This window comes from Bacillus testis (genome assembly GCF_001243895.1).
Lineage (GTDB): Bacteria > Bacillota > Bacilli > Bacillales > DSM-1321 > Bacillus_AD > Bacillus_AD testis.
In genome coordinates, this window is record NZ_LN851186.1 from 1826578 (window position 1) to 1843444 (window position 16867).

At 40.9% G+C, this 16867-nt stretch carries 16 protein-coding genes and 1 tRNA gene; 15 read left to right on the forward strand and 2 right to left on the reverse strand.

All coding sequences use genetic code 11. The annotated features are described in order from the left end of the window. Window positions 1–109 precede the first annotated feature (109 nt). The 8 genes from tkt to BN1765_RS09455 all read left to right on the forward strand — a co-directional run bounded on the left by tkt (window position 110) and on the right by BN1765_RS09455 (window position 6955). Window positions 110–2113, forward strand: a complete 2004-nt coding sequence (gene tkt / locus BN1765_RS09425; protein WP_050614885.1) for a transketolase — start codon at window positions 110–112, stop codon at window positions 2111–2113. 148 nt (window positions 2114–2261) lie between these two features. Next, entirely contained in the window at window positions 2262–2723 is a 462-nt protein-coding gene (gene sirA, locus BN1765_RS09430) for a sporulation inhibitor of replication protein SirA (RefSeq protein ID WP_050614886.1), read from the forward strand. Window positions 2724–2811: 88 nt separating this feature from the next. Then, window positions 2812–3027, forward strand: coding sequence for a YneF family protein (locus BN1765_RS09435; protein WP_050614887.1), 216 nt, complete (start codon window positions 2812–2814; stop codon window positions 3025–3027). A 488-nt stretch (window positions 3028–3515) separates the two neighbouring features. Further along, the gene (locus tag BN1765_RS09440; protein WP_050614888.1) at window positions 3516–4175 is read left to right on the forward strand and encodes a hypothetical protein; all 660 of its coding nucleotides are present in this window, start codon (window positions 3516–3518) and stop codon (window positions 4173–4175) included. 353 nt (window positions 4176–4528) lie between these two features. Next, complete coding sequence (locus tag BN1765_RS09445; RefSeq protein ID WP_050614889.1) at window positions 4529–5113, forward strand: hypothetical protein; 585 nt, start codon at window positions 4529–4531, stop codon at window positions 5111–5113. Between the two features lie 193 nt (window positions 5114–5306). Next, complete coding sequence (locus BN1765_RS20250; protein ID WP_187119435.1) at window positions 5307–5471, forward strand: hypothetical protein; 165 nt, start codon at window positions 5307–5309, stop codon at window positions 5469–5471. Further along, entirely contained in the window at window positions 5440–6288 is an 849-nt protein-coding gene (locus BN1765_RS09450; protein ID WP_050614890.1) for a prohibitin family protein, read from the forward strand. Before BN1765_RS20250 ends, BN1765_RS09450 begins: the two co-directional genes overlap by 32 nt. A 91-nt stretch (window positions 6289–6379) precedes the next feature. After that, window positions 6380–6955, forward strand: coding sequence for a kinase (locus BN1765_RS09455; RefSeq protein WP_050614891.1), 576 nt, complete (start codon window positions 6380–6382; stop codon window positions 6953–6955). A 75-nt stretch (window positions 6956–7030) separates the two neighbouring features. Here BN1765_RS09455 and BN1765_RS19520 read toward each other — a convergent pair whose 3' ends face one another. Continuing rightward, the gene (locus BN1765_RS19520) at window positions 7031–7195 is read right to left on the reverse strand and encodes an aspartyl-phosphate phosphatase Spo0E family protein (RefSeq protein WP_075050794.1); all 165 of its coding nucleotides are present in this window, start codon (window positions 7193–7195) and stop codon (window positions 7031–7033) included. A gap of 223 nt (window positions 7196–7418) precedes the next feature. Here BN1765_RS19520 and BN1765_RS09460 point away from each other — a divergent pair, with 223 nt between their 5' ends. From BN1765_RS09460 to BN1765_RS09470, 3 genes are all read left to right on the forward strand, one after another. Further along, window positions 7419–8129 (forward strand): cytochrome c biogenesis CcdA family protein, encoded by a 711-nt coding sequence (locus BN1765_RS09460; RefSeq protein ID WP_050614892.1) that lies wholly within the window; start codon window positions 7419–7421, stop codon window positions 8127–8129. A 307-nt stretch (window positions 8130–8436) separates the two neighbouring features. Then, entirely contained in the window at window positions 8437–8796 is a 360-nt protein-coding gene (locus BN1765_RS09465) for a response regulator (protein ID WP_050614893.1), read from the forward strand. Window positions 8797–8936: 140 nt separating this feature from the next. Continuing rightward, entirely contained in the window at window positions 8937–9449 is a 513-nt protein-coding gene (locus BN1765_RS09470) for a CcdC family protein (protein WP_147554252.1), read from the forward strand. Between the two features lie 223 nt (window positions 9450–9672). Here the strand turns inward: BN1765_RS09470 and BN1765_RS09475 are convergent. Then, window positions 9673–9769: transfer RNA gene (locus BN1765_RS09475), tRNA-Sec, on the reverse strand. A gap of 174 nt (window positions 9770–9943) precedes the next feature. Here BN1765_RS09475 and BN1765_RS09480 point away from each other — a divergent pair. From BN1765_RS09480 to selB, 4 genes are all read left to right on the forward strand, one after another. Continuing rightward, the gene (locus BN1765_RS09480; RefSeq protein ID WP_050616731.1) at window positions 9944–10369 is read left to right on the forward strand and encodes a DUF2621 domain-containing protein; all 426 of its coding nucleotides are present in this window, start codon (window positions 9944–9946) and stop codon (window positions 10367–10369) included. Window positions 10370–10542: 173 nt separating this feature from the next. Then, window positions 10543–11685 (forward strand): exonuclease SbcCD subunit D, encoded by a 1143-nt coding sequence (locus BN1765_RS09485; RefSeq protein WP_050614894.1) that lies wholly within the window; start codon window positions 10543–10545, stop codon window positions 11683–11685. Further along, window positions 11686–14805 (forward strand): AAA family ATPase, encoded by a 3120-nt coding sequence (locus BN1765_RS09490; protein WP_050614895.1) that lies wholly within the window; start codon window positions 11686–11688, stop codon window positions 14803–14805. A gap of 10 nt (window positions 14806–14815) precedes the next feature. Continuing rightward, a complete protein-coding gene (selB, locus tag BN1765_RS09495; protein ID WP_050614896.1) occupies window positions 14816–16699 on the forward strand; it encodes a selenocysteine-specific translation elongation factor in 1884 nt (627 codons plus the stop codon). Window positions 16700–16867: the final 168 nt, after the last annotated feature.

The following is a 16867-nucleotide window of genomic DNA, read 5'->3' on the forward strand; positions in this document are numbered from 1 at the left end:
TTGTGTATTATTCCTCGATTTATAATAATCTGAATAATTCGGTTGTATATGATGTTTAACAACTATACTATAGAAGTGACTAAATATATATGGAAGGGAAATTTCATTCATGAAAACAATTGATGAACTATCCATTAATAGTATTCGTACTCTCTCAATAGATGCAATTGAGAAAGCAAATTCCGGCCATCCAGGAATGCCAATGGGGGCTGCCCCTATGGCCTATACATTATGGACTAAATATATGCGCCATAATCCTAAAAATCCAAATTGGTTCAATAGAGACCGGTTTGTCTTGTCTGCCGGTCATGGGTCCATGCTTCTTTATAGCTTACTGCATCTTTCTCAATACAATCTAAGCCTGCAAGATCTAAAAGAATTCCGCCAGTGGGGAAGCAAAACGCCTGGACATCCGGAATACGGTCATACAGAGGGAGTAGAAGCGACAACAGGGCCTCTTGGACAAGGGATTGCAATGGCTGTTGGAATGGCAATGGCTGAAAGGCACTTAGCGGAGACATATAATAAGGAAAGCTTCAACATTATAGATCATTATACATACAGCATCTGTGGGGACGGCGACCTGATGGAAGGCGTTTCGGCTGAAGCCTCTTCTTTAGCTGCGCATCTTCAGTTAGGAAGACTGATTGTATTGTATGATTCCAATGACATTTCCCTTGACGGTGAATTAAACCAAGCTTTCAGCGAGAGTGTTGAAAACCGGTATAAAGCTTATGGGTGGGATTATATTAAAGTCAGTGACGGCAACGATATTGATGAACTTTCAGCGGCGATTGAAAAAGCCCGGAAAAACCTTAAGCAGCCAACATTGATTGAAGTTAAGACGATCATTGGTTACGGTTCTCCTAATAGAGGAGGAAAATCCGAAGCTCACGGCATGCCCCTGGGAGCAGAGGAATCAAAGTTAACGAAAGAAGCCTATAAATGGACGTTTGAAGAAGACTTTTATGTTCCTGATGAAGTGTATGCCCATTTCGAATCGGAATGTGTCCAAGCAGGGCAACAATATGAAAAAAATTGGGCATCTTTGTTTGCTGATTATAAAGCAAATTATCCTGAACTGGCAGGACAGTTGGAGGCAGCTATCCGGAATGAATTGCCGGAGGGCTGGGACTCAACCGTTCCACAATATGAAGAGGGTTCCAGTCTAGCTACTCGGGCGTCAAGCGGAGAAATTTTAAACGCAATTGCTCAAAAACTTCCATCTTTCTTTGGCGGTTCTGCAGATTTAGCGGGCTCAAACAAGACAATGATTAAAGGAGCGCAAGATTTTCTTCCAGGCCAATACAGCGGAAGGAATATATGGTTCGGAGTCAGAGAGTTTGCCATGGGAGCTGCCCTAAATGGTATGGCATTGCATGGAGGCTTGAAAGTGTATGGCGGGACCTTCTTTGTCTTCTCTGATTATTTACGGCCTGCGATCCGACTTGCCGCGCTGATGAAACTGCCTGTCACCTATGTCTTTACTCATGACAGCATTGCAGTCGGCGAAGACGGCCCAACCCATGAGCCTATAGAACAGTTGGCCTCATTGAGAGCGATGCATGGATTATCTGTTATCCGCCCAGCTGATGCAACCGAAACTGCTGCTGCTTGGAAGTTAGCCATTGAGTCAACTGATATGCCAACGGCACTCGTGCTCACCAGACAAAATCTGCCTACCTTGCCTCAGTCAAATGAAAAAGCATACGAAGGCGTATCCAAAGGGGCTTATGTCGTTTCTCCCTCTGGAAAGGAACAAGCGGATGTTCTGCTTTTGGCTACAGGTTCGGAAGTTGGATTGGCGATTGAGGCTCAACAGTTATTAGCGAATGAAGGAATCCATGTTTCTGTTATCAGTATGCCTGCTTGGGAACGGTTTGAAAAGCAATCGCAGGAATACAAAGATTCTGTCTTGCCTCCGGCCGTTACTAAACGTTTAGGAATTGAAATGGCTGCTTCCTTTGGCTGGCATAAGTATGTTGGCCCTCAAGGAGATATATTGGCGATCGACCAATGGGGTGCTTCTGCTCCTGGGGAAAAAGTGATGGCTGAATATGGATTTACAGCAGAAAATGTTGTATCTAAAGTAAAAGCTCTTATTTATAAATAAGAGGGGATCCTTGTCAATTAGGACAAGGATCCTTCTATTTATAGTATAAACTTGTCTTTTTCGACAAAACTAGAAGTAATATGCCGCAAAAAACAGCATGTTCTTTATTTATTCCTTTATATACTTAATCTAAAAAGGAATGATAGAAATGGTTATGAAAAGGCATTATCAAATCTATTTAATCAAAGAGCGTTTAGCTGGATCATATATCGGCAGAGAGCAACTACTATTTACTCTTTTTCATGATTATCATCATTCCCAAGGCGAACAGACAAGAATAATCGGCAGGCAGATTGTATACGTAACAAAGAGAATACCCATACAGACAATTGAACGGATGATTGAGTCAGTCGGGGAAGAGACTGGAAAACAAAAAATGGAAAACAGTATCGATTATCAAATAGATTGCAGGTCGGCGAACGGTTTAACAAGCACGGCACGAGTGGAAATACACAATCGTGTCATCCATATATATGCGGAAGGAACCTTTGATGCGGAGACGATTTTTTTCGAGTGTATCCGCAAATCTGCTCCTTCTTATATGGCATTTGAATTGTCGCAAAACCGTTATGGTTGGCTAAAGCCGATGAAAGCAAGAAATTTAATATAAACCACTTACAAAAAAGATAAACAATATTGTATAATAACGGATGGTCTAGTACACTTAATAGTAGACAACTTGAAGGAGGAAATTTTTTATGTGGCAAATTGTACTCACAGCTGTGATCGCATTATTAGCTGGTACAGCACTTGGGTTCTTCATTGCTCGTAAGTATATGATGAACTATCTGAAAAAGAACCCGCCAATTAATGAGCAAATGTTACGCATGATGATGATGCAAATGGGAATGAAACCATCCCAAAAGAAAATTAATCAAATGATGAGCGCGATGAATAAACAACAAGGGAAATAATTGTTGTTAAATCAAGGTTTCTAAAGGTGTTATTACCTTCTAATATAGATTAATTTTTAGTTTGGTTTATCTTTCTTGTGATATTTAAGTCAAAATGGTTAATCTATGATCAGACCGTCTTTTTCTGAGAAAACTTCAGTAAGGGGCGGTCTTTTTATGTTGTTAAAAGGAGAATATCTTTATTATGGTGAAGCTAAGGGGTTTACACCTAAAACTATGAAGAATAAAAGGCCAAAAACCAAAGTAAACATTAGAATTTTTAATCAATAAAAGTGGACTAACGAACCCAGAGAGCGTAACTACGTTTGAATTAAATAGGTATCAAAAAGGGAATGTTTTATGGTTAGAGTAGCGCAAATAGAATAACGTAAAATTATGTAGTAAGGCAGAATTTTTCGATGAAAGGATGGTATAAAATACTATTTATCGTATTTATATGGTATCGTTAATGATTGGACTATTTATATATTTGGGAGGAAAGCTTTGAAATGAAAAAATTGTTAATTGGATTATTTTTAGGTACTATCTTAGTTTTATCAGCTTGTGGTGGAGAAGATTCTAAGCCTGCATCAAAACAAGTAAAGTATGAAATAGTTAAAGATACAAAGTTTACAAAAACTGAGCAAAGGGAAATTCGTGTTACTACTAAGGCAAATAAGAAGGATTTTAATGCTATAACTGAAGAAGTTATGGATAAATATAAAGATAAGAAATTAGATTCCATTCATTTATATATCCATGCTCCAGAGGGAGAGGACTATGGAACGTTAAAAGCACATTCATTTATTGCATATACTCAAAAAGGTGTAGCTCAAACTGGCTTAGATAAAGCTAACTCATATAAAGTTGAAGTAGAAAAGCAACAACAAGATTATAAAACAATTGATGTAAACGATCAATCAAGTGAAAAGTGGCAGCAATCGTTTCGTGAAATAGCTATTTCTGAAGCAGAACGCTACATTGAGTTAACAGAAAAGAATGGAGAACTGCCTGCTGATCGCTTAGAAGAACATTCTGGTGTAATTCAACTGCAAGCAGACAAGCTTGTAAATAATGAGGAAAAGCAATCTTTTACAGATTTAGCATCATTGGTAAAAGGAAATAAATTAAATGAAGTAAAAGTGATTGTTCAAAAAATAAAAAAATAAAACATGCGAGATGGCTACAAAAGGTAGCTGTCTTTTTTTGTACCAAAAAATAGTCTCTATCCTAGGTAAATAAAGAGAGTGCATAAATAAATGTTGTTTAAGTTACTAAAATATAGTAAATCAAAAGGATGATAAATTTGAAAAGACATGATTTGTGTCTTGGTAGTTTTTGGGGCGAAAATTCTGCTCCCCTTTGGTCAACATAAGATAAATAAGCCTGAAGAAATATTAGACTAGAACAACTGTAAGGACGTATGCATCCTCAGCCTTATCTTTCAATTGTAACCTTATTGAAACCTGCCAGTAATACCATTTGTGATACACTATTTGAACAAATGTGGAAGGGGATTGTTATGGCAGTTTTAACAGCTAGATTTCATCATCCTTTGCATAAGGATATGGATCAATTGAAAAGTAAAATGGGGATGGAGCACTGTATAGTGCGGATACATAAACACGGGGCGTGGAAAGAAAAAATAGCCCCTAATTGCATTTCCATTTCTGATAAATGGGTCAACTTATATGATGAACTGCCTGATGTTGTCAGATTTATTGCAGCAAAATCTTTTGTTCACTTAAAATATGAAGGATATAGAAAGGCCGCACTTACAGATGCTTTTGTTATGTTTTTCGATGAAATGAAAGCGATGGAGCTATTGCGGAAAATGAGAGCGGCCATTGAAGGAGCTTATTACTCGGGTCTACAGGGAGACCGGTTATTGGCTGTTCTCGAAAAAGTTCATTCTCTCAAACGCAGCAAAGATGATTATTCGTATAATGGGATGCCGAATGCTGTGATGATTGCCCATTATTGTGAGAATCAGCGAATGCTGACGAAAAGAAATGCCCAAAAAATATTAAAGGATTATTGTGCCGCCACATTACCTGAAAATCAGGATCAACTGATTGAAAAGGTGCTTACAGAATTTTTTGAATAAAAAACACATGATAAGCCAATGAAATGGATTAATTTCATGGCTTTTTTACACGTCTTTATGAAATTGGCCCTTGGAAAAATCAAAAAACAATAATTTTGAAACTTTTTTCACGGTTGAACGTATATGTAGTATAGATTCCATACATTTACAAAGATGGAATTGCGTAGTTTTCAGCTTGAAAGGAGGAATTGATATGAAGGTGTGGATCGGTTCCGTGATCGTCATCCTTTTAATCGCTGCAGGGGTTTGGGTAATGTTGTCCCCCTCATTTACAAAAATAGGGGAGACTGCCGAGAAATTAAAAGGGAAAGCAGAGGAGGAAGAAGATGGAGAACGTAACACCCATGAAAAAAAATAATAATCGAAGAATTGTGGGCGCTGTCATCATAGCAGTCGCTCTAGTGGCAGCAATTGGAATCACTTCATTGTTTATCCAGAAAATTCCTAATGGATACGTTGGTGTAGTCTATAGTCCAAACGGCGGTGTACAGAACGATACTCTAAGCCAAGGTTGGCATTTGGTTGGCTTATTTGATAAAGTGACTATTTATCCGATCAGGATGCAGACAGTAAATTATAAAGATATCCAAGTTGCGACTTCAGACGGAAAGAATGTTACGATCGATTTTGCTTTTTCTTATAGCATCCAGCCTGATAAGGTGGTGGATGTGTTTAATAAATTTGGCCCTGTCGAAGTTGAGTCTATCGAAGAATCTTATCTCAGAACAAGATTATGGGATGCAGGAAGAAAAGCAATTTCCAAATATTCTGTCATTGATACGTATGGTGAAAAATCTTCCGATGCAGCCGTCGATGTAAAAAATGTTTTTATGGATGATATCGGAAAGTTGGGCTTCCAAGTCGATAATATGACGCTTGGCGTACCGAAACCGGATGAATCTACACAGGCTGCCATCAATAAACGTGTGGAAGCTGCGCAGGAACTCGAAAGAAAACAAATTGAATTGAAAATCGCCAAAGCTGAGGCTGAAAAGAAAACCATCGAAGCTAAAGGGATCGCCGATTACAATGAAATCATAAAAAAATCAATCTCTAAAGAAGTAATCCAAAATAAATGGATTGAAAAATGGGATGGAAAGATGCCTAAAGCCACAGGCTCCGGCCAATTGGTTCAAATTCCAATTGAAGAGACAGGAACGGCATCAGGAAAATAACAGATACATCAAGAACCTGCCACCATAATAGGCGGGTTCTTTCATTATAACGCGTTTAAGGGAGGAGAAGACAACGAGCCGTAATGGTGAAATGGTATATAAAACGATCATGTCTTTTGAAAAGGAAAGTAGATTTATTGTTGGGTTGGATGGGTTGAGCCGTTCAGGTAAAACAACAATCGCTTCTGAAGTGGCAAGCCTTCTAGCGCAATCAAACAAGCAAGTTTATCTGTTCCATATCGACGACTTCATTACAGTTAAAAAGGAGCGTTACCATACAGGTTACGAGGAATGGTATGAATATTACCAATTGCAATGGAATGCGGATTGGTTGCGGAAGCATTTGTTCCAATCGCTTAAGACAGAAACAAATTTGGTTCTCCCGCATTACCGAGCTGAATTAGATGAAATCGAAATGGTAAACCATGAATTGCCAAAAAAGTGTATCGTCTTGATTGAAGGCATTTTTTTGCAAAGGACGGAATGGAGTGACTGTTTTGATTATATGTTTTATGTGGATTGTCCTCGAACGGAACGGTTTTTAAGAGAAAAAGAAGAAGTGCAGGTTAAAGTTGAGAAGTTTCGCAGAAGGTATTGGAAGGGAGAAGATTACTATCTGAATCAAATAAAGCCTTTTCATAAAGCGGACTTCATCATCAAAGGATAGCAGGAGAATTTTTGAATGGCAAAAGAAATCCTGAACGGTTTGTTTTGTCTATGAATTTAGAAGGGCTATAAAGATTTAAATACTTTTGCTCAAGAAAAACTGTTCGTATTGGTTTAACAAACAATCCAGCTCTTGGCTATGCTGCAAGGTTGCAGAAGCTGTCAACCCATACTTGGAAGCGATGTTCACAAGTTCTTTGCGCTTTGTTTCAATAAGTTGCAGAAGTTCGTTTTTTGACACAGGAATAGTTCCTTTCTTGAAAAAGGTTCAATAGTGGGCCTTTTTAACTAACAAATTATGTAATTTACCCTAGTATATCTTTTTATGGTAATTAATTCAAATAAAAAGTTTATTATAAGATTAAACATTACTATTGTCATAGAATATACATAAATGAATGATTATCCTAAAAACCCTTAATTTGTTAATATAGGAGTAAGTTGTTTAAAAAGGAGGGGGAAAATTGGCTGGCTTAAATTTGTTTTGGGCTTTCGGAGCTGGATTTCTAAGTTTCGTATCTCCGTGTTCATTGCCTATCTATCCTGCGTTTCTTTCCTATATTACTGGGATGAGTGTCGCTGAATTAAAATCCGATAATGCCATGCTCAAGAGAAGAAGTATTCTACATACCTTGTTTTTTTTAGTGGGCTTTTCATTTGTATTTATTTTGCTTGGCTTCGGTACTTCATTCATTGGCCATTTTTTACGCAGTTATGAAAATGTCATCCGCCAGATTGGTGGAATTCTGATTGTCTTTTTCGGTTTGGTGATCATTGGTGTCTTTCAACCGAAATTTATGATGAAGGAGCATAAGCTATCTTTCAAAAATAGGCCAAGCGGCTATTTTGGAACGGTGCTGATTGGATTGGCCTTTTCACTTGGATGGACGCCCTGTACTGGTCCAATCTTGACGTCCGTCCTAGCGATGGCGGTGGATAACAGTGAAGATGCCATCATTTATATGGTAGCTTATGTTTTAGGTTTTGCCATTCCGTTTTTCATTCTTTCTTTCTTTATTGGACGTATGAAATGGATTAAAAAGCATAATGTCAAGATTGTTAAAATCGGCGGCTACATCATGATTATCATGGGTATTTTTCTATACTTCGATATGATGAACTATATCTCTTCTTTTTTTGTGAATAAAATTTTTAATGGCTGGAAAGGTTTTTAATTGACTGCGTCCATGTGTTTGAATATCTTCAGAATTCGAAAAATTGGTATTTTATCCTAGCTTTTGTAAACAATGTCGTATATTATTAAGAGATGATAGTAGAAAAGTAGGATTTTTCTTGTATATACTTCATTCTAAAACTGGCGTTAAGACTTTTCATTCAACTGTTGCCTAAATAAAAGGTACGTGAAGTGGTAGGGCAAGTGCCAGTATGAATCTGATTGGTTCAATGAATGATCAGTGGGGGATGAATGAACCCCATAGGTCACAGTTTCACTTTATTGTTTTTTAGCAGGGAGGATTAAAAGTGGCTAGGATACTCATAGTTGATGACGCGAAATTTATGAGGATGACATTATCGAATATATTAATGAAGGCACAGCATGAAATTGTCGGTGAAGCGGAGAATGGCAAACAAGCGGTTGAACTATATCGGGAATGCCTTCCTGATTTAGTGACGATGGATATTACCATGCCGGAAATGAGCGGTTTGGAAGCTGTTAAAGAAATTAAGCGGGAGTTCCCCCACGCCAAAATTATTATGTGTTCTGCCATGGGGCAACAGAAGATGGTTGTCGAAGCAATTGAGGCAGGGGCGAAGGATTTCATTGTGAAACCATTTGACGAAGTAAGGGTATCTGAAGCGATTAATCGGATCTTATTGTAATTGTAGAAGGACCTGGCAACCGTGTCAGGTTTTTTGGTTTTTTCAGAAAAATGTGGTAAGATGTAAGGGTATTATATAAATCTCCAACTGGTGGGAAAAAGTAATCGGATGGGGATTATAAGCGTATATTTTGTTTGGCGATGATAGGAGTGTGGATCATTTTGATATATATATCGACAGTGGTCGCTATTTTAATGGCTGTTTCAGTGATGGTGGTGCGCATGAAAGCATCCAAGAAACCGGTGAGCAGTAAAAAGATCATCTTGCCCCCGATTTTTATGAGTACTGGAGCGCTTATGTTCATATTTCCGTTTTTTCGGGTAACAGGTCCGGAAATCCTGGAGGCATTGCTGGTTGGTATGCTCTTCTCGTTGTTTTTGATTAAAACATCTAAATTTGAGATTGTTAATAATGAAATCTTCATGAAGAGATCAAAAGCGTTTGTTTTCATATTAATAGGTTTAGTATTAATTCGCTTAGTGGCAAAATTGATGCTGAGCAAATCGATAGACGTAGGGCAATTGAGTGGAATGTTCTGGATTCTCGCTTTTGGCATGATTGTGCCTTGGAGGGTTGCCATGTACGTTCAATACAAAAAAATGCACAGGGAAGTACAGTTCCTGTCACAATCAGAACCAATCAAAGCACCTTAAACGGGTGCTTTTTTATATTTGTTCCAACACAAAAAGCCTTTTTAAGAAAGGCCAGAGTTTTATTCCATTTTAACGGGCGTTATGATTTCCACTTGTCAAGATGAGCGAGAATTGAAAGCATATGCAGAAGATCAAATGCTAGTTAGAATCGATGTGGCTCAACTAGTGATGGATAGGGGTTGAAAATTCGCAGCGATAACAATGTTACTGTATGCAAAGGTATTGGCGGGGCTGTGTGGGAATCGAACCCACCAAAGACGACACGCGCCTCTCAGGTGATTTTGAAGATCATGGAGCGCACCAGCTACTCTTCCAACCCCAAGCAACAACGCTTTTAATTATACAAATAATTACGCGCAGTGACAATAGTTTTCAACTTGGTCCTGTAACAGAAGCTTCTTTCTCTTTATTGCCTTTTTTGGCAAATTAAGTATACCTATCAATCGGGATATAGTAAAATAAGAGATACATAGATGACGACCGGGGGTGTAAGAATGCTGGATGGGTGGTTTTTATGGTTTATCCTGCTATGGGTGGTGGTCCTTGCCGGCATGATGGGAATCGGCGGTTTTTTTATGTTCCGAAAGTTCCTAAAGAGATTGCCGAAAAATGATGGTTTATCAGATATGGACTGGGAAGAATACTATGTGAAGGAAACCCGGGATTTGTGGACACAGGACGCGCGGGAGCTGCTCAACGATCTTGTCAGCCCTGTACCGGAGCTGTTTCGTGATGTTGCCCGGCAAAAAATCGCTGGGAAAATCGGTGAGCTGGCATTGGAAGAAAAAGCCGCCAGCATAGAGGAAGACCATATCATCAGAGGTTATATTTTGGCTACGCCAAAGCGTGACCATAAGTTTCTGCGGAAAAAACTGAAGCAGAACCGTATCGATATCGGTATATATGAACATTTATTTTAATGCAATGGCTGTCTTTTTTCGCCTTCGGATGGGCGAAATCAGGCAGCTTTTTTTATGTTTCCATCTCTAAAGGCCCTGATTTTTAACTGGCAATTAGGAACGTACATTCTGTAATCTATCATCTTCTGCTATAATGAAGGATAGAATTATGAATGATCGAGGGGGGCAAATAGATGAAGTTCATCCATACGGCCGATTGGCATTTGGGGAAAATAGTCCATGGCATCTACATGACGGAGGACCAGCGTTATATACTCAATCAATTCCTGCGGATTGTAGAAGAAGAAAAGCCGGACGCAATTGTGATTGCAGGCGATTTATATGATCGTTCTGTCCCGCCGACAGAAGCGGTCAATCTACTTGATGAAATTCTTTTTAAAATGAATATTGAAATGGGTATCCCTATTGTGGCGATTTCAGGAAACCATGATAGTGCCGAGCGTTTATCTTTCGGTACTTCCTGGTATAAACACAGTCAGCTATTTATTAGTGGAAAAATGGAAGAAGAGATCAAACCTATCCATATTAAGGGCGTGAATTTCTATTGCGTGCCTTTTGCGGAGCCAGGCGTGGTCAAGCAGATTACGGGAAATGAACATATTGTTTCCCATCATACGGCAATGGAAGCCATTATAGAGGGCATTATGAAGAATCTGGATCCCAGCCAACCAAATGTTTTTGTTGGCCATGCATTTGTCGCGGGCGGAGAAGTCTCCGACTCAGAACGTACATTGTCAGTAGGAGGAACAGGCACTGTTTCCAGAGAGCTATTCAAGCCGTTTACGTATACGGCATTGGGCCATCTGCACAGTCCTGACGCAATTAACGATCCTTCTATCTATTATGCAGGATCGATCCTTAAATACTCATTTTCTGAATCTGCCCAACAGAAGTCAGTGAATATCGTGACGATTGAAGAGGACCATACCATGAACGTCAAGAAAGTGCCATTGGTGCCTCAATACGATATGCGAGAGCTGAAAGGATATTTTGATGAGTTGCTGGATCCAGCCTTTTACTCTTCCCAAAAGCGTGAAGATTACCTGAAAGTGACGTTGCTTGATCACGGGTCGATTATCGATCCGATCCATAAACTGCGGCAAGTTTATCCCCGTGTCATGCATTTGGAACGGAAATGGGATCTCTCCGATCAAAAGAATAAAAAAAGCTTTACTGTAAAAAAAGATAGAAATATGTCCGAGCTGCAGCTTTTTGAAAATTTTTATGAACAGATGACCGACAGGGAATTCGATGAAGAGAAAAGAAAATTGGTTGCATCGGTTATAGAAGAAGTAAAAAGAGAGGGCGATTATTAAATGAGACCGCAAAAACTTGTCCTTCAGGCTTTCGGACCCTATGCAGGCAAAGAAATCATTGATTTCACCCAATTGGAAAACCGCAATATGTTTGTTATTTCGGGAAAGACTGGAGCTGGGAAAACGACCATTTTTGATGGCATCTCGTTTGCCATATTTGGAAAAGCAAGCGGCGATGACCGCAGCGCACCTGATATGCGCAGCCATTTTGCCGACAGTTCTATTATGACGGAGGTTTCTTTAACTTTTCAGTTGCGGGAACGCACCTATCATATTTGGAGAAGCCCTATGCAGGAAAAACAAAAAAAATCGGGCGAAGGCTTCACGACAATCAATGCAAGGGCTGAATTGTTTGAAGTGAAAGACGGTGTAAAGGAACTTTTAGCAGCAAATGTGCGGGATGTCGATGAAAAAATCAAGGACATAATCGGATTGGATGCTGTCCAGTTCAAGCAAATTTTGATGATTCCCCAAGGCGAATTCAAAAAATTGTTAACCTCGGAAAGCAAGGAAAAAGAAAGCATACTCCAGAAACTTTTCCATACCCAAATGTATAAAAGAATGGAAGAAAAATTAAAAGAAAAAAGTTCTTTTCTGAAAAAAGAAGAGGAGAAAATTCAGCTTGAACTGTCTTCTTGTATAGAGGATATACGGTGGTTCGAGCAGGCAAGCGAACAGGAGGAAAATCCGGCCGGCACTTCCAAGGAGACCCTGTCAAGGCTGAAAAAAGACATTGAACGGACGGAAAGCCGGCTGGACGATCTGAAAATCCGCCAAAAAGAAGCGGAAAACAAAGAAAAAGCGATCAATGAACAGCTGTTTAAAGCGAACCAGATTGTTTCCATGTTCAAAGAAAAAGAGCAGCTGTCCGAGGCCAAAGAGCAGTTGGCGAACCAGCAGGAACAAATGAATAAGGATCAGGAAAGCATCAAATGGGCGCAGAAGGCATCCACTCTGGAAAAACAAGAACAATCTTATATTCGCATTGGCAAAAGAGTGAATGAATCAAAAAAACAAATTGAAGCCCTAAAGGCACGGGCGGAGCACGCAAAGTTGGCCGTTGTGTCTGCCCATGAACGGTACAAAGCGGAGGAATCAAAAAAAGAAGACCGTGAACGAGCAGCGAATGAATGGGTAAACCTTCAGGAAATGAAAAAGGATGTATTGGCCTTTACTCAATTGGAAGAGGAAACCCGCATGCAAAGCGAGGAATGGAAAAAAAACGCCCAAGCATTATCGATCCAGCAGCAAAAGTTGAAAGACTTGCATGAGGAGCTTGAAAGGCTTAAAGCACAAATAGCCGGCTGTGAAAAGGCGGATATGCTTTACGCACAGGAAAAACATATGGCGGAACAACTAGAGGAAGGCGCAGAATTGTCGAAGCAAATCGAACAGCAAATCGACAATATTAAGATCTTGCAGGAACAATTGAAAGAAAAAGAAGAGCTAATAACTGTTCAAAAAAACAAGGAGCAAGAGAGCGCTCAACAACTTGACCATTTGCAGGAACAATTATTCGCTTCCCATGCAGTCTTGCTTGCATCCCATCTCCGCGCTGGAGAGAGCTGTGCCGTATGCGGTTCAAAGGATCATCCGAATCCTGCCCGCCATCATGGCGGTGACGTAACCCAGGAAATGTATGATCGATTCAAAAGGAAGAAAGACGAGCAAACGGAGCTGCTGCAGAAGGCGCTTAGAGAATATGACCGCATGGCGCTCGAATTGCAAACATTAAGGGGTAATTGCCATAAAGACGAAGAGAAACTGCAAGCCATCGTCCGCAAACTTCATCTTGAGGGGGATGAGGTTAAACAGCAGTTGGAGGACGGGCTGGCCGCTTCAACAGATAAATTGAAACAGCTTGAACAGCAGATTGAACAATTGCCTGCATTGAAGGAAGCATTTGAAAAAAAATTCGAGATAGATAGACAGCTGCAGAAAACAGTCGAAGAACTGCAAGAAAAGGAATCAAAACAAAAAGAAAAACATATTCAACTAGAAACCAGATTGCAGTCAATGAAGGAAAGAGTGCCGGAATATCTTCGCTCATATGCCTCTTATGAGCAGGCCCTCCGTAAAGCAGAAGAGCTGAAAAACAAATTGCAACAACAGCTTGAACAGGCTCAAGGAGAATGGCAAAAACTGCTTCAGGAAGAAGCCAAGGTGAAAAGTACGCTTGAAGCAGAGGAGCGGAATATAGGGATGATGGAAACCGAGCTTAATGAACAGCGGGCGTTGTTCAAAACAGAGATGGAAAAGCAAGGATTCCAAACATATGCCATGTATGATTCAGCCAAGCGGACGGAAGAGGAGCTAAATGGCATGCAGGCTGCAATAGACGCCTATAACCGGGAGATGCAGCGCATCGCATCATTGCTGGCTGAGATGGAGAAGAAGCTTTCGAACGTTGCCATGCCGGATATCGAGGAAATTAAAGCGCAGTTACAAGCTGCTCAAGACTTGAATGCGGATTATCGGAGAAAAGTAAATGATCTTGCCATTCTGCTTGCGAATAATCTGCGGATTAATGGAAAGCTGTCTTCCGGCATTCTTAAACAGGACGAGCTGCAGAACCAATATAGACAAATCGGCCATTTATATGAAATCTCCAAAGGGCAAAATCCATTCCGCATTACCTTTGAAAGATTCGTATTGACGAGCTTTTTGGATGATATTTTGTTAGAGGCGAATGAACGCCTGACAAAAATGACGAGTGGCCGGTACAGTTTGATCCGCAAAGTTGATCCAACTCGGAAAAATATTCAGAGCGGCCTTGAATTATCTGTATTCGACCAGTATACGGGTATGGAGCGCCATGTCAAAACCTTATCCGGCGGAGAGAGCTTCAAAGCATCCCTTTCACTGGCGCTTGGCTTAGCTGCGGTTGTACAGCAAAATGCAGGAGGCATCTCACTCGAAACGATGTTTATCGACGAAGGATTTGGAACACTCGATCCGGAATCATTGGATCAGGCCGTGGAATCCTTGCTGGAAATTCAAAGCAGCGGCCGTCTCGTCGGCATTATTTCGCATGTGCCTGAGCTGAAGGAACGAATCGATGCCAGATTGGAAGTCAGGGGAACCCAAACAGGCAGCACAACTAAATTTGTTTTGAACTAATCAGAGGTGCATGAGCGTGAAAAAACATATAACAATCGGGTTGGCCGGGCATATCGACCACGGTAAGACCTCTTTGACTAAAGCGTTGACGAATGTGGATACAGATACCTTAAAGGAAGAAAAACAAAGAGCCATATCCATTGAATTGGGGTTTGCGCCATACAAGCAGACAGAAACCCAGTCCATCTCCATAATCGATGTACCCGGCCACGAAAAATTCATCAAAAAGATGATTGCCGGCGTTTCAGGGATAGATTGTGTTATTTTGACGGTTGCAGCCGATGAAGGGGTTATGCCGCAAACGAAAGAACATTTGGCTATTTTGCAGTATTTAGGAATTCCCGCAGGCATGGTGGCAATCACGAAGTGCGATCGGGTTGACAAGGAGTTTCTTGAAATCGTTAAGGAAGAAATACGGCTGGAATTGGAAGGAACCATTTTTGAAGGCGTGCCGTTGTATGAGGTGGACAGTCTTTCCAAAAGAGGAATCCCTGAATTGAAGGAGGCCATCGAACGTTATGCTGATAATGCGGTTCCCAAGGGGGCAGGCGGAGAGTTCCGCCTCCCAATCGATCAAGTTTTCACCGTGAAAGGGCAGGGGACGATTGTACGCGGAACGGTCAATGAAGGGCATTTAAGAGAGGGAGAAGACTTGTATATCTTGCCTTCGGGCAAAAAGACGAAAGCCCGGCAGCTGCAGGTCCACCATTCCTCCGTACCTGAGCTTTTGGCCGGACAAAGAGGAGCCGTCAATTTGGCGGGAGTGGACAGGCATGAAGTGAAACGGGGGGATGTGTTGGTTGGCTCTAAGCATATGGCAACCACCGACTGTCTGGATGTGTCGCTATCTTTTGCTTCGGAGCTAAGCCATGCAGTGAAGCAGCGAATGCCGATTGCTTGCTATATCGGAACCTCGGAAGTACTGGGAAGAATTGTTTTTTTCGACCGCAATGAACTGGGGGACAAAAGGGAGGATATCCTTTGCCAATTAAGGCTTGAGCAACCGGTCGTTGCCAAAAGGGGGGATCGGGTCATCATCAGGCGCCCTTCTCCGCAGGAAACCATAGGCGGAGGTTGGGTAATCGATCCGTATGGGGAAAAGTACAAATATGGGGAAGAAACCATCGCGGCACTGGCGAAAAAGCGAGAGAGCAATAACTCGGAGCGGGTTTCTCTCGTTTTGCGCAAGCAGCGGGCACTGACCGCAGAAGAATTGTCACTCTATACATCCGTCCCGATCGATGAGATCAACCAAATCATTGAAGAATCGGAGTCGATATGTGCAGTCAATCCCGAGTTATTCATGCATAGCCAAGCAATCGAAGAAGGAACAGCGGACATTGTTGTGCTTCTTGAAGGCTACCATCGCAAGCACCCGATGAAACCGGGTATGCCGAAAGCAGAACTGCTCCAAAAGTTGGAGAGCCAATTTCATCCTGTAGTGTCTGACTTTTTGCTGAAAAATGGTAAAGATGATAAATGGACAATCACAGAACAGCATGTAGCACAACAAGGATTTTTGCCTTCCGTTCCGGATTCCTGGGCCAAAAAAGCGGAAAATATGCTTGGAGAAATCAGGAGGGATGGTGTGGCTGTCACTTATTTTGGTGTGTATGCAAAAAGGCAGCATATTCCGGACTCTATTGCCAGTGAACTGAAGGCTTTTTGGCAGGAGCAGGGTCTTCTAGAACACCTGGCAGGCGATTATTATATCCATCGTTCTTCTTTTACAGAGGCTTTAGAAAAATTGCGCAAAGGCACCGCGATTAAGTTTACGGTCACTGAGGCAAAGGACATTCTCGGCCTTTCCAGAAAGTACATGATTCCTTTCCTTGAGAAGCTTGATGAAAAGCAAATCGCTTGCCGGGAAGGGGACTTCCGGACATGGCTTTAAAGCTATGTTAAAAAGGGATGGAGGAACCATAATTTTACCTTTTAAAGGTTGGGTGATTATGGTATCATGAATGGGAACATAGGACGAAAAGGGCCCTTCCATTATGGAGGGGCCCTTTTCACTTTATTCCATTTTAATGGGCGCTAAATCTTCAGCTTTTAAGTGGGA